Origin of the sequence: Pseudomonas violetae (genome assembly GCF_023072615.1) — a bacterium.
GTDB lineage: Bacteria > Pseudomonadota > Gammaproteobacteria > Pseudomonadales > Pseudomonadaceae > Aquipseudomonas > Aquipseudomonas violetae.
On record NZ_JAKNRW010000001.1, the window covers coordinates 326,852 to 348,409 of the forward strand.

A 21,558-nucleotide genomic window follows, 5' to 3' on the forward strand; every position below is an offset into this window, starting at 1 on the left:
TGTCGGTCTAATCACGGAAAAAATCAAAACGCTTGTCGCCTGAGCATTAATGAGTAAGCATCAGGTCATCGGCTACGCCAATGATCCTGCAGGCTCTGGCCCCGGACAAACGGATAATCCTGCCGCTATCGATGACTTTTACGAATGAATTACCGTCACCTCACCCCTTCGATGTCGTTGCTGCTGGCCTTCGAAGCCGCCGCCCGGCATGAAAGCTACACCCGCGCCGCGGTGGAGCTCTCACTGACCCAAAGCGCCGTGAGCCGGCAAGTCCAGGCGCTGGAACAGCAACTGGGCCTGACCCTATTCCGCCGTGAAGGCCGGCACGTGCAACTGACCGATGTCGGTCGGCTGTATCAGCGGGAAATGAGCGAAGCGCTCGGGCGCATCCGGAGCGCCTCGCTGCAAGCCATGGCTTATCAATCCGGCAGCGGTACCTTGCGCCTGGCCACCTTGCCGACCTTCGGCTCGAAGTGGTTGTTGCCGCGCCTGCATGACTTTTACAAGACCCATCCCGGCATGCTGGTGCACATCAATTCCCGGATCGACAGCATCGACTTCGAAACCAGCGGCATCGATGCCGCGATCGTCGTCGGCAACGCCGACTTGCCGGGGCTGATCAGCCATCGCCTGCACACCGAAGAACTGATGGTGATCATTTCTCCGCAAGCGGCCGAGCTTCATGACGCCTGGAGCCCGGAGTGCATTGGCAGCCAGACGCTGCTCAACGTCGCGAGCAACGCCAACGTCTGGGGCGAGTGGTTCAGCCACCATGGCCTGCCCCATCGAATGATGCGGCTGGGGCCGAGTTTCGAACTCACTTCGCACTTGATCCAAGCGGTAAGGGCCGGAATTGGCATAGGGCTGGTGCCGCGCATTCTGGTGGCCGACGAGTTGACCAACGCAGAGCTGATCAGTCTCGACCTGCCCTTTGCCAGTCAGCGCAGTTACTACTTGGCCTACCCGCCGCGCAACGAAAAGCTGCCCTCGCTTGTCGCGTTCAGAACCTGGTTGCTAAAACAGATTTGAATGGCCCGCAGACAGAATCAGTGACCGAGGAACGCGTAGCCAAAACCGACCACCTTGGCGTCTTCGCCGTAGCCGCCCAAAAACGAAACACCGACCGGCAGGTTGCCCTTGATGGTGCCTGCCGGAACCGTGATCTCGGGAAACCCTGTGGCGGAGGCAATGTAAGACGACACGTAGGTATCACCGGCTGTGCAGACATAACTGTCATCGGTCACGCCGTGAACCACCGAGGCCGGACAGTTGATGGTCGCGAAGAACAGGCTGTCCACTTTGTTGTTCTTCATGACGTCCATCAGTTGCGCGCGTAACTGCGGGATCTTCCTGGAGAGGATGGAGATATACAGCGGCGAATCGGTGCTGCCGGTATTTGCGACGCTTTCCAGTCCGGCCAGGCGTGCCGGGTTCATCCCGTGCGGGGCGTTTTCAGCCTGATTTTTCCTGGCCAGGTCGAGAAACTGCTCAAGCGTTCGCGGCTGGCTTGGGTTAAGGGTGGCGAGGTAGCGTTCGAATTGCGGTTTGAATTCGCTCTCTCCCACTGGGCCGAGCACATCGCTCCACAGGGTTTCAAAGGCTTTTGGCAGCTCGATGGCGACTACATGCGCACCGCGTTTGCCGAGGGTTTCCTGCGCCGATTTGAACACCGCATCCACCTCCGGGTTGGCGCCTTTGAAGTTGCTGATCACCCCAATGGTTTTGCCCTGTAGCGAGGAGCGGTTCAACGCTAGCTCGAACTGTATGTTGTCTGTGGCCAGGTTCAGGGTCGCCGGGTCACGGCTGTCCTGGCCCTTGATTGCATCCAGCACGATGGCCTGATCCAGTACGCTGTTGGTGATGACGCCGCCGGTGTCGAACGTGAGCGACAGCGGAATGATGCCGCTGCGACTGATCAACCCCAGCGACGGTCGAAAACCCACTGTGCCGGTCACGCTGGCCGGCGCGCGGATCGATCCGCTGGTATCCGAGCCAAGCGCAAAGGGTGCAAACGCAGCCGCCACCGAGGCGGCAGAACCGCTGCTGGAGCCCGAGGCATCACGCTTGGTATTTTTCGGATTCAGCGTCTGGCCGCCAAACGAGCTGTAGCCAAACCAGCCAAAGGACGCGGCCAGCTCTGACAGGTTGGCCTTGCCAAGGAGAATCGCTTGCCCGTCGATCAGCTTCTTGACGGCGAAGGCATCCTGGCTCGGCACGGATGAGCGCAACACGTAGGACCCGCCGGAGGTGACCATGCCGGCGGTATCAAAATTATCCTTCACCACGAACGGAATGCCGGCCAGCGCCGGGTACCTGGCCGCTGGGTTCTTCGCCCGTTCAGCGTCCCACTTGCGCGCCTGATCGAGCGCCTGTTCATTGAGGGTCACCAGTGCATTGATGTGTTGGCCCTGGTGATTATTAGCCTGAACATTATCCAGATAGTGCTGCACCAATTGCTCGGAACTGAGGGTACCGTTGTTCAATGCATGACGCATATCGGCGAGGGTCATGCGCTCGATACCGTCATCCGCCTGTGCACTTCCCGCCAGTAGCAAAAGCGAACACGCCACGAACTTTTTATTCAACTGCATGGGTAATTCTCCGAGTGAGTACAGGCGAACGGAATAAGCTCGCACCTCATGTGAGTGCAAGGGAACAGGTCGAAGAAAGCGTTGAAAAAAAGGCCGGTGTTATGCTGCCGGCCCTAGAAGGTTATCGCCGCCCTGGGCAGCGCTTACAGCAACTTGTTCTTCTGCAAAAATTCCTTCGACACGCTCTCGATGGACTCACGGCCGACATCGACCCGGGAATTGAGGGCCGCAATGGTGTCGTCGTCCAGCGTCGATGACAGTGCGTTGAGCAACTCACCAATCTTCGGATTCTCTTTGTAAACGTCGGTCCGGATCACAGGCGTCAGCGCGTAGCTGGGGAAGAAGCCTTTATCGTCTTTGAGCACGACAAATCCGAATGCCGGAATCCGTCCATCCGTCGACAGCACCAGGGCCAGATCGACCTGGCTGTCTCTCAGCGCCTGGTAGGTCAGCCCGCCGTCCATACGAACGATGTTCTTGCGCTCGAATTCAAACTTGTACGTCTCTTGAAGAGGACGCAGGCCATCAGGTCGGGAAAAGAATTCAGCGTTCGAGGCGAATTTATAGGATTTTCCTGTTTCAATCTTCTTTGCAAGATCGCTTATCGAGACAATGCCATCCTTCTCGGCCTCTTCCTTGCGCATAGCAAATGCGTAGGTGTTATTGGCCTTGGAAGGGTTCAACCAGGTGATGCCCTTCTGCGCGTCAAGCTCGCTGATCTTCTTGTACGTTTCGTCAGCGTCCAGCTTTTCCGTGACTTTATTGTAAGTAATCAGAGAAGTACCGGTGTATTCCCAATACACATCGACCTGACCGTTCTCTTGCGCCGCGCGCAATACAGACGAACCCAGGTCCGGGCGTTTATCGACACTGTAGCCATTGGCGCGCAGCAGTTGAGCGGTCATCTCGGCAACCAGTTGCTGTTCAGTGAACTTCTTGCCGCCAACCACAATCGTGCTGTTGGCAGAAGCACTGCCCACGACACCTGAAAGAAGACTCAGGCTAAAGATCAGACTGGCTAGGATTCGATAAATCATCGTGCACCTCATATTATTGGTTTTGTCTATGGACTTCAGATTCATTCACGCCCGGCCAACCTCAAGCCCCGTGACACTGCAATGTTTTGAATCAAACCGCAGCCCAGATCGACTGCGATCGCCAACAGCGCGGTCGCTGCTGCACCGGCCAGCATCATGCCGAAGTCATTCAAGTCGATCCCGGTAAAGATCAACTCGCCCAGCCCGCCGCCACCGACCAGGAAAGCCAGAGGCGCGGTACCGACGTTGATCGCCAGTGCCGTGCGGATGCCCGCGAAAATCACGTTCATCGCATTCGGAATTTCGACTTTCCACAGCGTTTCGTGAGGCGTCATGCCCATGGCCTCAGCAGCTTCGACCAAGTGCTGCGGCACCGCGCGCAAGCCTTCATAGGTGTTGACCGCCACGGGTAACAACGTCGCGACAAACAAACCGATGATGGCCGCGCCGCTGCCGACGCCAATGAAGCTCATGGCCAACGCCAACAACGCCAGCTTGGGGATCGCCTGCCCGACATTGAGGACCTGCATGCTGGCCATGGCGTAACGCTGGTTTGCCGGACGGCTCATCCAGACGCCCAACGGCAACGCGATGACCAGGGCCAGGACCCCGCTGACCGCCACGATCTGCATATGTTGGACCGTCAGGTAGCTGATGTCGCTCCAATAGAACTGGAGCCCCTCCCAAAATCTGCTCAGTAAGTCAGACATCGTTAGTGCACCACCGGCGTAATGTTTTCAACAAGTCGCGCCAGGATGTCGGCCTGGTGGACATAGCCAATAAAGCGTCCGTCGTTGTCGTTGCATAACGCCCAGTCCTGGCCGCGCCCCAGCAGTTGCGAGAGCACCTGGCGCAGGTCATCGCCAGGCTTGACGATCAGGTGTGTGTGCGAAATCACGCCGCTGTTGCCGCCAACGATCTGCATATGTTCCCGTGGCGGGACCTTGCTGGCGACGTCCGCCGCACGCAGCAGACGCAAGCGTTTCATGATCCGGTCGCCCCCCATGAAGTTCGCCACGAACTCGCTATTGGGCCGGGCCAGCAGATCATCCGAGCTACCGAACTGCTGAATTTTCCCGTTGTGGAACAGCGCGACACAATCCGCCATCTTCACCGCTTCATCAATGTCGTGACTGACAAACAGCACGGTCTTGTTGACGAGGCGCTGGATGCGCATGAACTCGTCTTGGATCACTTCCCGGTTGATCGGGTCGATCGCACCAAAGGGCTCGTCCATCAACATCACCGGCGGATCCGCTGCCAGGGCCCGAGCCACCCCTACTCGCTGCTGTTGGCCACCCGACAGTTCGCACGGGTAACGCTTGAGGAATTTGGACGGATCCAACGCGACCACTTCCAGCAACTCAGCGGCGCGCTTGCGGCTCTTGGTTTTGTCCCATCCGAGAAGATTAGGGACGACGCAAATGTTTTCCTCGACGGTCATATTCGGGAACAAACCGACTTGCTGGATCACGTAACCGATGGAGCGTTTGAGGGTGACGCTGTCCAATTCGGACGTATCGCGACCACCAATTCTGATAGTTCCTGACGTGGGAGTTATCAGTCGGTTGATCATTTTCAGCGTCGTAGTTTTACCGCAGCCCGACGGCCCAAGCAGTACGCAGATTTGTCCCTCTTCAACGTTGAATGAGACATCTTCTACTGCAGTGATTGAGCCAAATTTCTTGTTTAAGTTTTCGATCTGGATCACGTCGTAGCTTCCTTCATTCGGCCAGTGGCCACTTTGTTCTTGTTCAGGCCTTTTGGCGTCAGGAGGCGCTGCAAACCGTACAATGCATAATCGGCTGCAATGGCGATAACACTGATGACGATCGCGCCGGCTAACAGCTGCCGGGTATCCGATTGAGCGATGCCGCGAATGATCAGACTGCCTAGGCCGCCGGCGCCGATGTAGGCCGCGATGGCCGCGATGCCGATGTTGATGACGGTCGCCATCCTGACACCTGCCATGATCAGCGGGACCGCGATCGGCAGCTCAACCTTGCGCAGCCGTTGCCAGGTCGACATGCCCATCCCGATCGCCGCTTCGCGCAAGGCAGGATCGATATTGGAGATCGCGGTGGTGGTGTTGCGGATAATGGGCAGTTGGGAGTAGAGAAACAGCGCAATGACCGCTGGCACGAAACCGATCCCATAGCCAATCAAGGACAGGGCCGGGATCATGAGCCCGAACAGGGCGGCAGAGGGTATGGTCATCAGCACAGCGGCGAAGGCCAGGACCCAACGGCGCGCTCTAGGGTGCTGGGATATCGCGATCCCGACAGGCACGCCGGTCAGAATCGCTAAACCCACCGCAACCGACACGATGAGAAGGTGCTGTCCGAGTAGCAGGCTGATCAGCCCGCCGTTTTCCAGAATGAAACTCAAGGTTTCCATGGTTGTTATGCCTTCTGTACGTCATTGTTTTTTTTGCCGGCTGTGCATCTGGAGTGGACGCCGGATTTGTAATTAACCTTACCTCTCTCCAGAGCGGAGCCTGAGCATTGAGTTCGACGATATCTATCAAAAAATCGACGTCACGAAAACAGCCAGCATGCGCTGCCGGGTCAAGGCTCAAGTGAATAAGGAAAAATACAGGATCGCCAATTTATCAGGGCCTGCAAGTGCGCACCTGCCCTCGATCCAAGTCATTAGCTTACTATGCGGTTTGCCGAGCGGGATTAGCTCAGGGGATTGCCGGCGGATTTGCGTCTAATCGCCAATGCGCCCAGTGATTGCATTTAGGAGTGAGCATCATCAAATTTCCGCCGCTCTTCTCCAGGAGTGCATCCCCAGACCCGACGGTAAGCGGCGCCCAGATGAGACGCAGAGACGAACCCGCAGCTATAGGCAATGGAAGCAATGGGTTGGGTGCTCTCACGCAGCAGTCGGCGTGCTTCGTTAAGCCTAAGTTCCAGATAAAATTTCTTCGGCGTCATTCCGAAATGCTGATGCCACAGCCTCTCGAGTTGACGATGGGACAGATTGCACCGATCGGCGATTTTTTCGATGCTGACGATGTTCTCCAGATTGTCCTCCATGAAGGCTATGGCCGCCGTCAGCCTGCGATCGTGAATACCGAATCGCCACTGAATAGACATCCGCTGATGTTCCTCCGGCGCCCTTATCCTGGCGTGCAGGAATTGCTCGGCGATGCTCGCGGCAAGTTGATTACCGAAATCAAGGGCGATTTGCGCCAGCATGAGGTCGATGGCCGCAGTCCCTCCGGCACACGTCCAGCGGTTGCCATGGTTGACGTACAGTTCCTTGGTGACTTCGATCGTGGGGAATTCCTCCGAAAATTGACCGATCGACTCCCAATGCAAGGTGCAGCGCTTCCCCTCCAGCAATCCGGCGCGCGCAAGAATGAACGTCCCAGTGCTCAATGCGCCGACGGTTATCCCTCGGGACGCTGCGCGCTGCAGGAAACGCAGTATTTTCGGTGGTTTCTGATGTTCGATGTCCAGGCTCGCCACGACAAAAACGCGATCCAGTTCCGGAGCCTGATCAATTGGCACGGTCTGGATCTCGATGCCACTGCTGGAACTGACCGGTCCACCCGCTTCCGTGAGCAGGGTCCACTCATAAAGCGTCTTGCCGGACAGCCGATTGGCCGCACGCAGAGGCTCGCTGGCACCCGCCAAGGCCATCATGGAGAACTGAGGGAGAATGAGCAGCCCGATTCGCTTGGTTGGGTAGCTATTCACAGACGTCGCTGATTCGCTGGGGGCAGCCATCGCCAGATCCTTTCATGGGTGGTTGCAGCCGTTCAATTGAACAGCTTAGGCCAGCCCGAGGGAGTGGCTTTAGGTACACCATGTTAGGGGTTGGGCACGCATTCAGCCAGATTGAATCGTTGAGATAGCGAACGCGACAGGCCGAAGCGTTGCGACAAATCTAAATGACGGAGGGATGTACCCCCGCGACACTTGAAAATCGCTGCGAGACCTCGGTGCCCGAGGTCGCGCAGGATGATGACGAGTGGATCAGCCGCGCGCGCGGATGGCGTCATCGATGCTCTGGATCATCGACTTGAACACTGGGCTGTCGACCTGATTCTGTTGGCCGTGTTGCATGTGCGAGATGATCAGCGCGCTCGGGCCTGCATCACCCGGATAGTTCTGGTGCAGACGAACAGACTCTGACGGCATATGCAGGGTGTTGTCGGCGCCATGGATGATCAGCGCAGGCGGGAAGCCTTTTGCACCTTCGATGGACTGCTCCGGGTCATACGCCACATACGACTTGTAGGACTTCGCCGTCACGTTGGTGCAGCCTGGCCAACGGTCCGCGCCGCCAGCTTCAGTGTAGCCGCCCAGTTGCTGATCAACATAAGCCTGTGTTTCAGGATCCAGAGGATAGTAGCCGAGACGGGTCGCATCAGTCCCGGTATCGAACGGAGGGATCGGTGCGTCATCCGCGAGTTTCTGAATGGCTGCATCAGCCGCATCCTTGTCTGCACGCAAGGCTTGCAGCTTGCGGATGTTGGTGTAGCTCATCGGCACCCAGAAACGGATCTGTTCACCGCCGGCCGCGGCAAGTTCCGCCACTGCACCGAGGCTTGCCACCGAGCCCATCGCCCACGATGCAACCACCGGCATCTCACCGAAATTCTCCCGCGCCCATTCAACGGCACCGAGCACTTCATCCTTCTGGTCTTCCAGAATGACGTTAGTGATGACCAGGTCGCCGGACTCAATGGTGTTGCGGATGTACTTGTTGGAGAAAAAGCCTGCTACGTCGTAGGTCATGACGCGATAACCACGAGCTGCCAATGCGCGACCGAACAGCTGGCCGTACATTGTCACCCCGCCGGTGAAACCGGAGTTGAAAATGACCGGTGGCAATTTTTTTGACGCAGCGTCGAGTTGTTCTGGCTGAAATACCGTGCCTTTAAGGCTCAGGGTTTCATCGCCGTACTTGACGGTGAAGTTGATTTCTTTTGTTGTAATAGACGTCATTGCTGGTTATCTCGAAGTGGGAGCGTGGGCGTAGATCAACTTACCAATTGGCCAGATGCTCCTCGGAGAAGTTGGCCAACAGGAATTAGGGTTTCTTTGGAAACATTGTTTGCAACGGCATCAACAAAGTTGAAGGCCTTACTCAAATCAAACAGATCGGAGTACGGCGCACCCTGGTTGTCAGTGCCGACATGAGGTGCATCGGTGGCCTCCAGAAGGATTTTGTCCGCGCCGACCGCGCAAACGATCTGCGTCACGAAACGGGCAGTTTCCTCGGGATGAACAGAGGTGCGATAGCCAGGGCCTTTGAACCACACATTGCCTCGGTCTCTCGCTTCAGCCAGTAGCGCGATGTAAGCCGGCTCTGTAATGTCTCGCTTGCGGTGACAGGTGCCCAGATGATCGATGATGACCCGCACATCACGTGGGATCTGGCGCAATACACAAAGATTCGTCTCGGCTTCTTTCGCGTAAATGTGCAGATGCTGGTGCGGCAGGAGGCGACTATAAAATGCCGACCATTGCCCATCACAGAACTGCGTATCGGCAACCGTTTCAGGCCTTGCATCGTGCAGGACGATTCGAGCGCCTATCACCTGCGGGTGCGAGAGACGTTCCTGGGTGGCGTAAGCCGGTTCTGCCTTGATCGTCCCCACCAGTTTGACGCACCCATAGCGCAGCGGGTCTGTTGTCTGGAGGCTCTTGAGCTCCTCAAAGGAAGCGAACACGTTTTCTGAATCCGGCAGGATACTGAGATGGACATTATTGATGAGCGTCGGGGTAATGCCGGCGTCGATCAATGTATCCAGATAAGCCGTCAGCGGATGCGGCTGGGGCAACGTATAAGGGAGCGAACCGGCCACCCGGCGCAGATCTTCCGAAGTATAAAAATGAACGTGACTGTCTATTCTTTTGATCAGCGGCAGCATGATTATCGTTTCCTGCTTTTGTGCGAAAACAATAATCTTCGTCAGCGCTTAATCGCTCCCGCCAACTCGACGTGTAGTATCAAAATTTCGCCATGTACGCTTTTATGAGCAAGGAAGATTCGGGAGTAATCGCTCGGATTTGAATCGCCGAGTAGGCTCTTGGGTAGCTCTGCTGCAGCATCTGCTGGATTTTGAAGTCGCCGAACTGATGCTTCGGCCAACCGATTGGTTAGCGGTTCGTACGGGTAATGGCGAAATTTTGTTGTCGTGACAGTTGAGGAAACTGTAGGGGGTTAGCTAGCGATAAGCCTGAGAACCCAGCGGGGTGACAGACCGTTGCTGGGAGAGTGCCTGAGCCGCTGACGCCGAATTGACCCAGTTGCCGAGATGTCACTGACCCAGTCTGATTCCTTGCGAACCATTGTCTGTACTGGATTTTCTGTACTGGATTTGTGCCGGTTGGAGGGAGGGTCAGTTTTCAGTCGGCAGAACAGCCTTATCGCCCGAAAATCTAGAGTTGAGAAGGCCAAATGGTGGCCTGCAGGAGATGGGGACGAAAAAACCACCAAGCTATTTGCGGACAATTTTCAGTATCTGATCGTGAATGATTCCAGAGTCATATTCGTGAAGCTGCCTGGCATAATCCATCGTCTGTACCATGCCTTTGAGCTGAAGACCAATCACGGGTTCTTGGTGACGATCTATTCGCTGGACTTCATAGATCGAGGATTTCCTTCGAGTCAAGCGACGCCTTAGCTGAGTGGTGGAGATTCGGGCTTAGCGCCCCAGGAGCTTCAAGCGATCTGCGGTTTTCTTGTCTACAGGCACTGCCTCAACGAGGCCGTGATCGTTGGCTGTGCGCTTTATAAAGGTGCGTTACTTTCGGAAGGAGTGGTTTTTCCATCGGACATCCGACGCCGCGACGGATTCTCGATCGTCGGAGCTCCATTGTGCTTGCGCTCGGCGAATTTGCTGTTTTAGATAAAAAAACTATCTGAAATCAATAATTTGCATGCTTCCGACAGACTTTATTTAGTAGGTCTAACGACAACACCTCATAAAAATGGTGTTGCGACAGACTTTATTTCTGATAAACCCATCGGCTAGCCCCCGTAATTGCTGGCTCGATCCGACAGACTTTATTCAGTAGGATCACGGCACGCAATAGAAATTAAATAGAGTCATTAGATTCTGAAAAATAAAGGGCAACTGCAGCAACGGGTTTTGCGGGAGTCTATGTGCAGAGGTCACCAGTTTGTGCAGCACTCCACCCAATAAAAGGGCCAGCCTGTTCAATGCTGGGCTATCCAATTCCACTTAAGTGAAAAATACTCAATGAGCAAAAACGAACACCTCTTCACCAAACGTCGTTGGTGCATTCTCATCATCTCCACCCTACTGATTGTCATAGGTCCGGTCACGCTTATAGCTTTCAAATATTTTGTCTGGGCCGCAGTGTCCTACTACCTCCCAGGCGTTTTCCTGTTTTACATTTTGCTTGAGATGAAAGCCGAGCGCGTGATGAAAGGTGTTGCGCTGATATTCTTCGGACTGTTTTACAAGTTTTTGTACACATTCATTTTCCAAGAGAGCTTGCCGGATACATCACCCCTCGCAAGCTATTTATCGATTTTGGGAGACGGCATTTTGTTCGCATGCTCTGGCGCTGGTGGCAGCATCATCGCGGTACATGGCGACAAGAGTTCGACTGACGCTGACCCGGCGCCTGCCCTCATCACCGGTCCAGACGCAAGCGTCCATCTTCACAGGTTGTTAAACAAGACTGACAGCTTGGGAGCCAAGATTAACGTTTTGATCTGGGCGGTCGGTGCTTTGTTACTGGCCCTGGTCGCTGTTTTTCTCTTGGTTATCTAACAGCAGCAGTGTTCTTGCGATCCTGGATGCCGATCAGAACCTGTATCACCTCCAAGCAAAAAAAAGGCAACCCGGCATGTCGCCGAGTGCCCTTCATAAATGGGGCAGCCGTAGGCCGTGTACTGCACGACGGCTGATAACATAAACTCCGAAACTCACACTTCACAGCTGTCTACTGATAACAGGACATAAACGCTACCTAATGATTTTTGACAAATCAAGCATTTTCAAAAAAATGGCTTGTTGTGGCTTAAAGCCAGAAACCCATTAGTAGCTGGCAATCGGTTATCAAAGCAAACCAACTACTATCAATAACTAACCACTGGTTAAGAAAACAAACCAAATGCCATCAGTAACTAAACGATTGTTATGAAATCAAACCAAAGCTAGTAATAACGACCACTGGTTAAAAATAACAACAATTCGCAAACACCGCGTAAATTGGTTACAGGCCAAGTTACTAACCCATTAGTAACAACCAATCCATGAGCAGCACCGAAGTAGCCGCGAACGGCCCTCCACGAAGGGCCGCGTCGGATCGTTTTCTTCCGGTTAGGCCCATTCGAGGTGTAGGGATGGGCAAGTACTGATGCACGCCGTAAGACGCCCCAGCTGGTGGTATCCAGATCGACGCTTGTCTGATTGACAGAGGAATGATTGACCGACGGAAAAAAAGGGTGCAGCGTACTGTATACCCATACAGCCTACTTAAAGAACATGCAGCCACCCTCCTCTCCCTCTAACGCATCGTCTTTCGCTGAGCTCCATTGCCTGTCTAATTTCACGTTCCAGCGTGGTGCTTCGACCCTGCGCCAGTTATTTGAGCGAGCGCACGCTCTTGGTTACCAGGCACTGGCCATCACAGACGAGTGCACAATGGCCGGCGCCGTTCGGGCTTGGCAGGTTTCGAAAGAGGTGGGTCTACGATTCATCTGCGGTACCGAGCTGCAGATCGAGCAGGGGCCAAAGCTAGTGCTACTAGCTGAATCGCTGGCCGGCTATCAGGCGATCTGCGGGATTATCAGCACCGGGAGACGGAACTCTACTAAGGGCACCTATCGCCTGACACGCGGGGATTTTGATCGAAACCTCAGTGGCGTTCTGGCTCTTTGGGTTCCACCTGTCAGTTCCGGCATACAGGACACCACACTCTCCGACGGGCGATGGCTCGCGGGACTGTTCCCAGATTGCTTATGGATCGCAGTCGGGCTGCATTTTGACACTGATAATGCCTCTAAGCTCCAGTATTTGAAGCAACTCGGGGAGGCACTGCGATTGCCTCTGGTCGCGGCCGGCGACGTTCACATGCACTCCCGCGGGCGGCGCGCACTGCAAGACACTCTGACTGCCATACGCAACCACAAGACAGTTTTCAACGCTGGCCAACATCTGTTTCAGAACGGTGAGCGGCACCTGCGTAGCAAGGCCGTGCTCGAGAGCATTTATGCGCCCGAGTTGATGGACGAAAGCGTACGCATTGCCGAACGCTGCACCTTCACACTCGACCAGATTCGGTACCAATACCCGCACGAGCTTGTGCCCACCGGCATGACCGCCAGCCAGTGTCTGCGTCAGCTGGTTAAGGAAGGCGTCCCGTGGCGCTGGCCAGACGGTCCACCGGGCAAGGCCATCGCTCAGATCGAGCATGAACTCGCCTTGATATCTGAACTGGGCTTCGACTGCTATTTTCTGTGTGTTCACGACATAGTTCGGTTTGCCAGACAGCAGAAGATTCTGTGCCAGGGCAGAGGTTCGGCGGCGAACAGCGCCGTGTGCTTTGTTCTGGGGATCACCGAACTCGACCCCTCCCGCAGCAAACTTCTATTTGAGCGCTTTATTTCCCGGGAGAGGAACGAGCCGCCTGACATCGACATTGACTTCGAGCATGAGCGGCGAGAAGAGGTGATTCAGTACATTTATCAGCGCTACGGCCGTGACCGGGCGGCACTAACTGCGGTTGCGACGACCTACCATTACGCGAGCGCTGTCAGAGACGTGGCGAAGGCGTTGGATATGCCTGCCGACGAAATCGAACGGCTGGCTAAGAGTGTCGGACGTGGAGATGAAGTGCCAAGTGCGGAGCAATTGGAGGAGGCTGGATTCGATCCCCAGGAGCCGGCGCTGCACCGGGTGATGGTGCTGACAGCAGAGCTCATCGGTTTCCCCCGCCACCTTTCCCAGCACCCCGGCGGCTTCGTGATTTCTGATGCTCCATTATCCACCTTGGTACCGGTTGAGAATGCCGCCATGCCCGACCGGACCATCATTCAGTGGGACAAGGATGATCTTGATGCCCTGGGCCTGCTCAAGGTCGACATTCTCGCGTTGGGAATGCTCACGGCAATCAGGCGAACCCTGGATATGCTGCGTCGCTATGACCTGGCAGACCTGACAATGGCAACCGTACCCAAGGAAGACCCTGCCACCTACGAGATGATCAGCAGCGCCGATACCGTCGGTGTGTTCCAGATAGAGTCCCGCGCGCAGCAATCGATGCTTCCACGTCTCCGCCCTAAGACTTTCTACGACCTGGTCATTCAGATCGCGATCGTACGGCCGGGGCCTATTGCTGGCGATATGGTTCATCCATACATCAGGCGGCGCAATGGCGAGGAGAAGGTAGAATACGCATCTGAGGAATTGAAAGAGGTTTTAGAACGCACCTTGGGTGTTCCTCTTTTCCAGGAACAGGTCATGCAAATTGCTATCGTCGCTGCGGGATACACGCCTGGCGAAGCAGATCAATTGCGCAAGTCTATGGCCGCTTGGAAGCGCCAGGGAGGACTCGAGCCCCACCAGAAACGATTGATGGAAGGCATGCTGTCCCGGGGCTACTCGGAAGAGTTCGCCGCTAAGATTTTTACGCAGATACTCGCGTTCGGCCATTACGGATTTCCTGAAAGCCACAGTTCTAGCTTTTCAATAATTTGCTATGTGTCTGCCTTTCTCCGCTGCCATTTTGCCGCCGCGTTTGCAGCGGCCCTGATCAACAGTCATCCAATGGGTTTCTACACCCCCGACCAGCTCTTGCAGGACGTTAGGCGACGGGGTGTCGACACGCGTCCCATCGACGTAAATATTAGCGACTGGGACTGCACTCTAGAATTAGGGGCGGATCCACAACAACAGCCGGCAATCAGACTCGGCCTTCGCCTGGTGCGCGGCCTGCAGGATGACGTTGCCCATCGCATCGCCGCCGCTAGGCAGCACGGCCTATTCCTGGACGTTTCAGATCTTTGTCATCGCGTGGGCTTGGACAAGCGCGCGCGAGATCTGCTGTCTGACTCCGGCGCACTGAAAGAGTTGGCCGGCAACAGGCACCAGTCCCGGTGGGCAGTGGCTGGCGTTGAGAAGCCAATGCCTCTGTTCGATAGCATCGAGGAGCAGGCCACTCCCCTGCCCCAGCCCTCGCTCGCTCAGGACCTCTTCGCAGACTATGCAACGCTTGGTACGACGCTGGGCCCTCACCCACTTCGCTTGCTGCGCCAGGCGTTAATCGAACGCAGGTGCAAGTCTTCACGTGACCTGCTGGACTGGGAGCATGGAAAGCATGTAGTGGTCGCCGGACTCGTGACCGGGCGACAGCGCCCTGGTACCGCCAACGGTGTGACCTTCGTGACCCTGGAAGACGAGTACGGGACGATCAATGTGGTTGTATGGAAGGATCTCGGCGAGCGCCAGCGTAAGGAACTCAGGGGCTCGCAGCTCCTTCAGGTCAAAGGGCGATTCGAAAACCAAAAGGGAGTGCGCCACGTCATTGCGGGTCACCTTGAGGATGTAACGTCACTGCTCGGCGAGTTGGACGTCAGGAGCAGGGACTATCATTGAGCCCTCGGCTACGTTCGCCCTCAATCTTGACTGTACTTCGCGATCGCCTCTTTCAAGACACCGTAGATGTAATTCCGCAGTGAAGCAGGCGCCACCACCTGAATGTCTGCCGCATTGCTAAGTAAGAACAACCGAAGCCCCTGCGAATCGCGTACTTGGCATTTAAGGGACCAGCCTTGCGCGGTTTTGATCAGGACCTGCTCATCAGTTAGGGGGTTCTCGCTCAAACGATTCTGTAGGTTATCGCTTAGTCGGAGCTCTAGACTGATGTCCTTTTCTCCATGGATCGTCATCAGGTCTTTCTGGACCTCAATGGAGTGCACATCGTACCCAGGCGGGTCCGGAATCTCGGCCAGGTGAGTCTGTACATCCTCAATCCGGTGCAGCATGAGAACACACGTTTGACCCGGGCCATTGCTGCTGTATTTGCCGCGCGGTGAACCATGCGCTGGCGATTGCCCTTCAGGCCACGTCTCTTCAGCGACATAGGCTGACAGATACACGTTAGAGTCCTGATACGAAAGTGCCAGGGGCTTTAAATAATACAGGCAGGTCTCGGCGCCGCCTGAATCACGTGGGCGGTACACGATCTTCAAGCTTTGATCGTCCTCCATCGCGCTCTGTATGGTGATCAGGTGATCTGCGTTGTAGTCTCCAGGCTTGAGAACCATGAACCGGGTACCGCTGGTGATCCGGCCCTCAGCAATCATGTTGCGTTCGGATCGTGACCAAACCTCCGTCGCAGCATAATTCCTCAGTTTGACCAGTTGGTCTGATTCAATCCGGAAGCCGAACCGGTCGGCGTGCTGGAGGATTGCAGTCAGCGTCATTGCATCCGGAGGGGTCAATGCAAGATCAAGGCTTCCACGCCCAAGCTTCCAATAGCGTCTTCTACGGTCGGGGAGCTCCACCCTTACTGCAAACTGAGGTTTGCCCGCGAGAAACTCTAGATCACGCCGGGTGGTTCTGACGGAGAATCCACCAAACGCCTTTACCATGTCGACATGAAGGGCTTCAGTGGAGATCGCCCCTCCTGCTTTCTTCAGTAAATCCCGCAAAGTTTTGCGGCGTCGATCACGATCTGGGGCGTTGTATTTGCTGACGGCCAAAGATTTTTCCTCACGGACAAAAAGTGGTTCTACCAAGCGTTACCATTTCCTCGTTGGCAAGCAATCCTGCGATCATCAGCGCCAACCTACTGGAGTACCGATGAAGCCAAAACCACCCTACGCCGAAATGCCACACGTCCAATCGTTTATTGATTGGCTCGCGATGGAGCTTCATTCCAAAACCTTATTCAATCATGAATACCTGGATCGCCGCAGCGGCGCCAAGTGGTCGTGCGAAACCCTGTTTGGCGCTTTCAAGGCCTACAGCTGGAACTTCCCAGGCAATGCGCGCTTGGGATACAACCCAGGCTCCTCCCCCCAATGTAACGCGAAAGCTCTTGATGCTCTGCGCCGTGACCTCATCGCCGCCGGCAGCAACGACGCACTTATTCTGCGAGGTGCGAAAGATGTCATGGCCTGGGGTGGCGTGACCGCTCGCAACGCTCTATGGCTGACGACAAACGAGGCGGGTTTGGGACGCATGATTCAAGACGTAAAGATCGCGTTGATCCAGCAGAATCCCGATGCGCCGGTTCTGCGCTCGAAATCACTGCGCTTTAACTCTGGAATGACGAAAATCTACTCTCTGCTGTGTCCAAACTTTGTCATCTACGACAGCCGTGTCGCAGCGGCCCTCGGCATGCTGGTGGTCAAGTTCTGTAAGGCGCAGGGTCTCACAACGGTACCGGAATCACTTTGCTTCCCTTGGGCTGCAGCGAAAGAAGCCTCGAATGCCGGCCACCCCAAACGCCGGAACCCCAGCGAAGGAACGTTGGTCTTTAAGCGGCTGCGTGCGGGCGCGCACCATGCTCTCTGGAACCTCCGCGCCAGCTGGATTCTAAGCCAGGTTCTTGCTCATGAGGCCGCGGCGGAGAGCCCCTTCCATGCGGCAGGGAATCCAGCTGACGCCCTTCGCCGTTTGGAGCAATCGCTTTTCATGTGGGGGTACGATCTCGGCCACGCAGGGCCGGCAGCTAACGACACAACCGGCAGCAACGATCACCTAGGCCAGCGTGAGAACGCCCTGACGGCATGACGAGAATTGCTACATGGCCATGGATCCGCCAGGCCATGCGGCAATCTGAGGTCACCATCGCCGTCGGACCACATTGTCTACTATCCAACCCACTGAATCCGAGATTTCCATGACCCAATTGAGCGACTTGCAAACCCTGGTCTTGCGCCTCGCCAAGGGAGGGATTGCCGCGGCAGGCCTACGGCGAGAGGTCATGCTCCAACACCCTCACCTGACTGACAGCAAGTACTTGTCTACGCTGCTGGCGCTCCAAGATCAGCATCGCCTCATTGGGGCCGAGGTTACCGGCGTCTGGGTCTTCACTGCGGTAGCGGAGGAAGATATTGAGAGCAGCAAACCCGAATACAGCCCACAGTTTGCGGAAATGATTACAGCGGCTGAGTGTGGCAATTGGCAGAAAATAGACCCGGACGAAATGATCGCAGAGTTAGACGCAATGATTAAAAAAGCACAGGCCCGCAAACGTAAGCGATCTGACTAGCATCCGCCTGAACGCGTGGCCCCAAGACCACCCTTGCCACTCTAGCGCTCCCTATCCCCGGTACCAGAACGGTCGTCTACCAAGTGGTGCACGGGCGCCGGTCAAGACCTGCAGAAACGCAGCACGATGAAGACCACGAGGAGGCCGGCGCGCTCCTGTACGACGGATACCAGCCGGCTTGCCAGGAGCTAAGCAGTCTCAAAGACGCGGTGAACTACCCGCCGGGGATACAGCTACAGTTAAGGTAGTCTGGATGGGTTAAATGCTCGGACTCGCCCCCCCATTGGCATTCGACCTTACGAGTCATTTGCACCGAGTTTGACCAGCACGATTCGTGAATACGACCGGCAGAGAACGACCCTAAGCCGACGGTGGATGCGATGATGGCATCCTGCTAGTCTAAAATTAATTTGGTCAAATCCGATCTTCAGAACTTTGCCCATCTAAACACTCAACCAAGGGAGGGCTAGCGATGCCAGACACGCAACCGCATGAAAAAATCATTGCAATACGTCAACGAAAAGCAGAAGCGGAACAGCGTGCTATTAAAGACGCTGAGCTTCGACACGCAAAACTAAAACAACAGGTGCACCAAGCAAAAAGTGGTCAGCATTTTGATAAGTTAAATGCCAGGAACGCTGCTACTGAAAAGCGAACGAATACTCTAGCAGTGACTAAGGGATATCGGGAAGCAGAAAAACTAATAGAGAAACACAAAGAAACGCTTCTACTCAAATATCGGCAATGTTTTCGGCTAGATGACTACGGACAAACAATCCTGGTCAACGAGAGTGGCTGGATCTCGGAAATTGAATATTTTGTAAATGGGGTGATCGGACGCACTATCCAAAGCCGTATTTTTGCGAAATTAGATAAAGAGAAATTATCCTCAGCTATCGACTCCATTATTAGGTCGGAGTTTAGCAGTGCCATTCCTATAAAAAAGATTCCCATCGATATGGAAGGGGTTGAGTATGAAAGGCATTGCGCCAATATCCTGAGAGATAGTGGTTGGACGACCAATCTCACGAAGGGAAGTGGTGATCAAGGAGTGGATCTCCTTGCGATAAAAAATAATATAACGGTGGCAATTCAGTGTAAAAGGCTTTCAAAGCCTGTAGGCAATAAGGCTGTACAGGAAGCATTTGCAGGGATGCAGTTCGTAAAAGGCAATTTCTCCGTAGTCGTCACAAGTTCAAGTTACACACCAGGAGCTCGAGAGATCGCTAGAGAAACTGGTACGTTTTTGTTAAATGATAACGATCTCCCTCAGCTTGAGTCGCTTATTAAGCAAAGGTGTACCCCCTAACGAAGAATTTCCTACACCGCTGAGTCACAGTCCGCTTTGGGCCTTCTCTGCCGATCATGATTACAACGCGTGTTGGGCAAATCTGGTGCAATCGCTGTTCAGAACAAAGCATGTGACTGGTCAGGTCGAGTGCAGACGAGTGGTCAAGTGGAGCGCAACCTCGAGCCTGGATTCGGAGTACATGGTTTGGCGTGCGTTTTAAACGCAGCCCCGTATCCTTTGCTCAACTATGGATGCGAGATCAGTATGCGCCTATTCCACATCACACCAACATTTCGACTCACAGACAAGGTCAAAGCCTGTGAGTTAATTCGGCTGACAATCCCTGAAATGGAAATCGAGCTGAGAAATCGTGCGGACGTTGTTACACGGACCCCCTATCCGAATAAGTCCCTCGCCATAGCCGGGCGCCGCGGACCGCGTAGAGCCCAGATTGGAATGGCCTTCGCGGCTCCTTGCAGCCTGCTTGAGTTCACCGTGATCAGTACCTGGGCGCTTGATGCCCAGCGTATAGCCACTCACCGTGTGACCTATTACCTGGTAGACACCGAACTAGATGCGGCCACAGATCGAATGGCCCTGTGGGGCCGTTCGCCAGGAATTGGAACGGATTGGCCAAACCGCTGGCCTCAGGAGTCGATGTCTTGGGAACCGATGGCTTGCCAACCACGCATGGACGCTCACTCATCCCAGTATGGTGGTTCGCCTCGAGGAAATCCGGTGACCGATTGCCTCGACAGCGCCGGAGCAATCATTGAGCGGATCGAGCGATTCCCACTCCCCACCGTGGAGAAGGAACGGATCCTCGAAAAGACCAGAGTGACAGAGCGATTTCCCAGCTTGGCACATGCATTCATCTCGCCGACGCTGGAAACTTGAGGAGGATGCCTAAGGCCTTGGACCGCTCAAGCACTACCTCAAACTTTGAACACATGCACACCACAATCAGCACCTCGCCGCCGCACGCCCCGTGGAAAAGATTCCGCATGCGAAACTTTCAGTCCTGTGAGATTCGCCGATGCGGGCGCCGATGTGCAGAGGTGTTCGACGTTATGGGCACAACCAGTTCACCTATACACCCTACGGGCGAAGGTAGCGTCCAGCGGACACCCTCGACATGAACTCGTTTAAGTATTCGAATAAGGTACATTTTCATGACCCCACTCAGAAGCGCAGGAGCGGCATTCACCCTCATTTGCATTATCTCCACGGCTCACGCGGGTAACGAGAAATCAATGCGCCCTCCCCTGGCAGCCGCCGCCTATCTAGTCTGCGAGGGCCTAAACGCCGGCGATCCCGTGGCCATAACGTCGGCGTGGGGTGAAGAAGTAAATGGGTCCTGTCGTCTGGTGGATAGACGATTAGTAGCAATGCCAGAGGACAGCCCGGTACTCCAGCCCCATAAAAGCGTCCACCCAGTGTCTAGTGGGCAGCCCGAAGGACCGAACCACTAATCTGACTGGACGCCTAGGCGTGCGGGCTCGTGTGCATGGCGCGTCTGGCTGTTTGCTCGGCAATAGATACCGACTGGCCTAGGCGCAAGGTCGCTGTTACTACGCTCAGCAAGTCGATCTTTCGGCTGAGGCTAGGCCTGGAGTCTCTCGCTTCGCCTTGTACACCACCAGGCAGGCGTTATGTTCTTGTGAGTCAAAAAGGAGAATCCAATGACTTTCACACCACACTCCACCGGTACCAAGCACTTCGAAAAAACCTACGGCGCTGCTGCCAAGGCGATGCGCGACCTCCTTTCGTTCCTGTATGCGCGACAGGCCGGCACCGAACCTACGGAGTGGACTACGGCAATGCATACCTCCGGCCTGGTAGTACTGCTGCCGGTCGCTGAAGACCAAGCTGTTCAGGGTGCTTACGATGCAGTCGATCCAGCGGAAACCTTTGCGAAAGCCGCCATGCGAGCGTGCGAGGCGTTTGTTGAAGAGGAAGATGATGATGAGGAACAGACTCAGTTGAGCGCTAGCCTCGTACGTGCAGCAGAAGCGGCGCAAAAGCTGGTACGGCCAAATTCCTCCTTGCTTTCAGCATGAAGGGGTAGCAAATGACCGCTATTGAAAAATCCCAACCAGCCGACGTCCACATCGGGAGTTTCAGCTATAGCCACAACCATTTCCTTATCCTGCTGGCATGTCTTGGGGCGATCGCCTTTGTTATCGCGCACTGGTTTGGCGTCAAGTCCACCGTTGGCATGAGTTGGTTTGAGCGGGCTGGTACGTGGCAAATGATCTGGGCGTATCTCCTCCTCCCAATCGCGGCGTCAGGGGCCTACATCTTAAAACGTGCAGGGCACGGCGATTCTGCATTGTCGTGCATTGGAGTTGGCCTGGGTTTCTTATTGGGAGCCGCTGCCAGAACGTTCGTCACTTCCTAGATTTTGACGGTGCGTTTGA

Annotated in this window: 18 protein-coding genes; 9 read left to right on the plus strand and 9 right to left on the minus strand. The window is 55.2% G+C overall.

The features are described from left to right. Nucleotides 1–144 precede the first annotated feature (144 nt). On the plus strand, nt 145–1,029 hold the full coding sequence (locus L9059_RS01500) for a LysR substrate-binding domain-containing protein (protein ID WP_247286333.1): 885 nt from the start codon (nt 145–147) through the stop codon (nt 1,027–1,029). 17 nt (nt 1,030–1,046) lie between these two features. Here the strand turns inward: L9059_RS01500 and L9059_RS01505 are convergent, their stop codons facing one another. From L9059_RS01505 to L9059_RS01540, 8 genes are all read right to left on the minus strand, one after another. Continuing rightward, a complete protein-coding gene (locus tag L9059_RS01505; RefSeq protein ID WP_247286336.1) occupies nt 1,047–2,591 on the minus strand; it encodes an amidase family protein in 1,545 nt (514 codons plus the stop codon). A gap of 143 nt (nt 2,592–2,734) precedes the next feature. Continuing rightward, the gene (locus L9059_RS01510; protein WP_247286338.1) at nt 2,735–3,673 is read right to left on the minus strand and encodes a glycine betaine ABC transporter substrate-binding protein; all 939 of its coding nucleotides are present in this window, start codon (nt 3,671–3,673) and stop codon (nt 2,735–2,737) included. Continuing rightward, nucleotides 3,670–4,338 carry an ABC transporter permease gene (locus L9059_RS01515; RefSeq protein WP_247286340.1) on the minus strand — a complete coding sequence of 223 codons (669 nt, stop codon included), beginning with the start codon at nt 4,336–4,338 and terminating at the stop codon, nt 3,670–3,672. Before L9059_RS01515 ends, L9059_RS01510 begins: the two co-directional genes overlap by 4 nt. Before the next feature lie 2 nt (nt 4,339–4,340). Beyond that, nucleotides 4,341–5,339 (minus strand): ABC transporter ATP-binding protein, encoded by a 999-nt coding sequence (locus L9059_RS01520; RefSeq protein ID WP_247286349.1) that lies wholly within the window; start codon nt 5,337–5,339, stop codon nt 4,341–4,343. Continuing rightward, nucleotides 5,336–6,025, minus strand: a complete 690-nt coding sequence (locus L9059_RS01525; protein ID WP_247286351.1) for an ABC transporter permease — start codon at nt 6,023–6,025, stop codon at nt 5,336–5,338. The genes L9059_RS01520 and L9059_RS01525 overlap by 4 nt, the downstream gene beginning before the upstream one ends. Nucleotides 6,026–6,369: 344 nt before the next feature. Beyond that, entirely contained in the window at nt 6,370–7,365 is a 996-nt protein-coding gene (locus tag L9059_RS01530; protein WP_247286353.1) for a GlxA family transcriptional regulator, read from the minus strand. 249 nt (nt 7,366–7,614) lie between these two features. Continuing rightward, on the minus strand, nt 7,615–8,589 hold the full coding sequence (locus L9059_RS01535) for an alpha/beta hydrolase family protein (RefSeq protein ID WP_247286355.1): 975 nt from the start codon (nt 8,587–8,589) through the stop codon (nt 7,615–7,617). Between the two features lie 35 nt (nt 8,590–8,624). After that, complete coding sequence (locus L9059_RS01540) at nt 8,625–9,518, minus strand: amidohydrolase family protein (RefSeq protein ID WP_247286357.1); 894 nt, start codon at nt 9,516–9,518, stop codon at nt 8,625–8,627. Between the two features lie 1,335 nt (nt 9,519–10,853). On the opposite strand from L9059_RS01540, the gene L9059_RS01545 reads away from it, so the two are divergent. After that, a complete protein-coding gene (locus L9059_RS01545; RefSeq protein WP_247286359.1) occupies nt 10,854–11,393 on the plus strand; it encodes a hypothetical protein in 540 nt (179 codons plus the stop codon). A 717-nt stretch (nt 11,394–12,110) separates the two neighbouring features. Continuing rightward, a complete protein-coding gene (locus L9059_RS01550; protein WP_247286837.1) occupies nt 12,111–15,221 on the plus strand; it encodes an error-prone DNA polymerase in 3,111 nt (1,036 codons plus the stop codon). 20 nt (nt 15,222–15,241) lie between these two features. On the opposite strand, the gene L9059_RS01555 is transcribed toward L9059_RS01550, so the two are convergent. After that, complete coding sequence (locus tag L9059_RS01555) at nt 15,242–16,330, minus strand: helix-turn-helix transcriptional regulator (RefSeq protein WP_247286361.1); 1,089 nt, start codon at nt 16,328–16,330, stop codon at nt 15,242–15,244. A gap of 100 nt (nt 16,331–16,430) precedes the next feature. Between L9059_RS01555 and L9059_RS01560 the strand changes: the two genes are divergently transcribed. From L9059_RS01560 to L9059_RS01580, 6 genes are all read left to right on the plus strand, one after another. Continuing rightward, entirely contained in the window at nt 16,431–17,366 is a 936-nt protein-coding gene (locus tag L9059_RS01560) for a hypothetical protein (protein WP_247286362.1), read from the plus strand. Nucleotides 17,367–17,475: 109 nt separating this feature from the next. Next, nucleotides 17,476–17,847, plus strand: a complete 372-nt coding sequence (locus L9059_RS01565; protein WP_247286364.1) for a hypothetical protein — start codon at nt 17,476–17,478, stop codon at nt 17,845–17,847. A gap of 472 nt (nt 17,848–18,319) precedes the next feature. Beyond that, on the plus strand, nt 18,320–19,156 hold the full coding sequence (locus L9059_RS01570) for a restriction endonuclease (protein ID WP_247286366.1): 837 nt from the start codon (nt 18,320–18,322) through the stop codon (nt 19,154–19,156). 246 nt (nt 19,157–19,402) lie between these two features. After that, nucleotides 19,403–20,035, plus strand: coding sequence for a DUF6012 family protein (locus L9059_RS30805; RefSeq protein WP_428480238.1), 633 nt, complete (start codon nt 19,403–19,405; stop codon nt 20,033–20,035). Nucleotides 20,036–20,820: 785 nt separating this feature from the next. Continuing rightward, the gene (locus L9059_RS01575; RefSeq protein ID WP_247286377.1) at nt 20,821–21,198 is read left to right on the plus strand and encodes a hypothetical protein; all 378 of its coding nucleotides are present in this window, start codon (nt 20,821–20,823) and stop codon (nt 21,196–21,198) included. An 11-nt stretch (nt 21,199–21,209) separates the two neighbouring features. Further along, nucleotides 21,210–21,539 carry a hypothetical protein gene (locus tag L9059_RS01580; RefSeq protein WP_247286379.1) on the plus strand — a complete coding sequence of 110 codons (330 nt, stop codon included), beginning with the start codon at nt 21,210–21,212 and terminating at the stop codon, nt 21,537–21,539. Nucleotides 21,540–21,558: the final 19 nt, after the last annotated feature.

Coding starts and splice junctions, on each gene's coding strand:
- L9059_RS01515 (WP_247286340.1), bottom strand. CDS start 4,338: ATGTCTGACTTACTGAGCAGATTTTGGGAGGGGCTCCAGTTCTATTGG.
- L9059_RS01500 (WP_247286333.1), top strand. CDS start 145: ATGAATTACCGTCACCTCACCCCTTCGATGTCGTTGCTGCTGGCCTTC.
- L9059_RS01560 (WP_247286362.1), top strand. CDS start 16,431: ATGAAGCCAAAACCACCCTACGCCGAAATGCCACACGTCCAATCGTTT.
- L9059_RS30805 (WP_428480238.1), top strand. CDS start 19,403: ATGCGCCTATTCCACATCACACCAACATTTCGACTCACAGACAAGGTC.
- L9059_RS01565 (WP_247286364.1), top strand. CDS start 17,476: ATGACCCAATTGAGCGACTTGCAAACCCTGGTCTTGCGCCTCGCCAAG.
- L9059_RS01535 (WP_247286355.1), bottom strand. CDS start 8,589: ATGACGTCTATTACAACAAAAGAAATCAACTTCACCGTCAAGTACGGC.
- L9059_RS01570 (WP_247286366.1), top strand. CDS start 18,320: ATGCCAGACACGCAACCGCATGAAAAAATCATTGCAATACGTCAACGA.
- L9059_RS01540 (WP_247286357.1), bottom strand. CDS start 9,518: ATGCTGCCGCTGATCAAAAGAATAGACAGTCACGTTCATTTTTATACT.
- L9059_RS01525 (WP_247286351.1), bottom strand. CDS start 6,025: ATGGAAACCTTGAGTTTCATTCTGGAAAACGGCGGGCTGATCAGCCTG.
- L9059_RS01545 (WP_247286359.1), top strand. CDS start 10,854: ATGAGCAAAAACGAACACCTCTTCACCAAACGTCGTTGGTGCATTCTC.
- L9059_RS01530 (WP_247286353.1), bottom strand. CDS start 7,365: ATGGCTGCCCCCAGCGAATCAGCGACGTCTGTGAATAGCTACCCAACC.
- L9059_RS01550 (WP_247286837.1), top strand. CDS start 12,111: ATGCAGCCACCCTCCTCTCCCTCTAACGCATCGTCTTTCGCTGAGCTC.
- L9059_RS01580 (WP_247286379.1), top strand. CDS start 21,210: ATGACCGCTATTGAAAAATCCCAACCAGCCGACGTCCACATCGGGAGT.
- L9059_RS01575 (WP_247286377.1), top strand. CDS start 20,821: ATGACTTTCACACCACACTCCACCGGTACCAAGCACTTCGAAAAAACC.
- L9059_RS01510 (WP_247286338.1), bottom strand. CDS start 3,673: ATGAATCTGAAGTCCATAGACAAAACCAATAATATGAGGTGCACGATG.
- L9059_RS01505 (WP_247286336.1), bottom strand. CDS start 2,591: ATGCAGTTGAATAAAAAGTTCGTGGCGTGTTCGCTTTTGCTACTGGCG.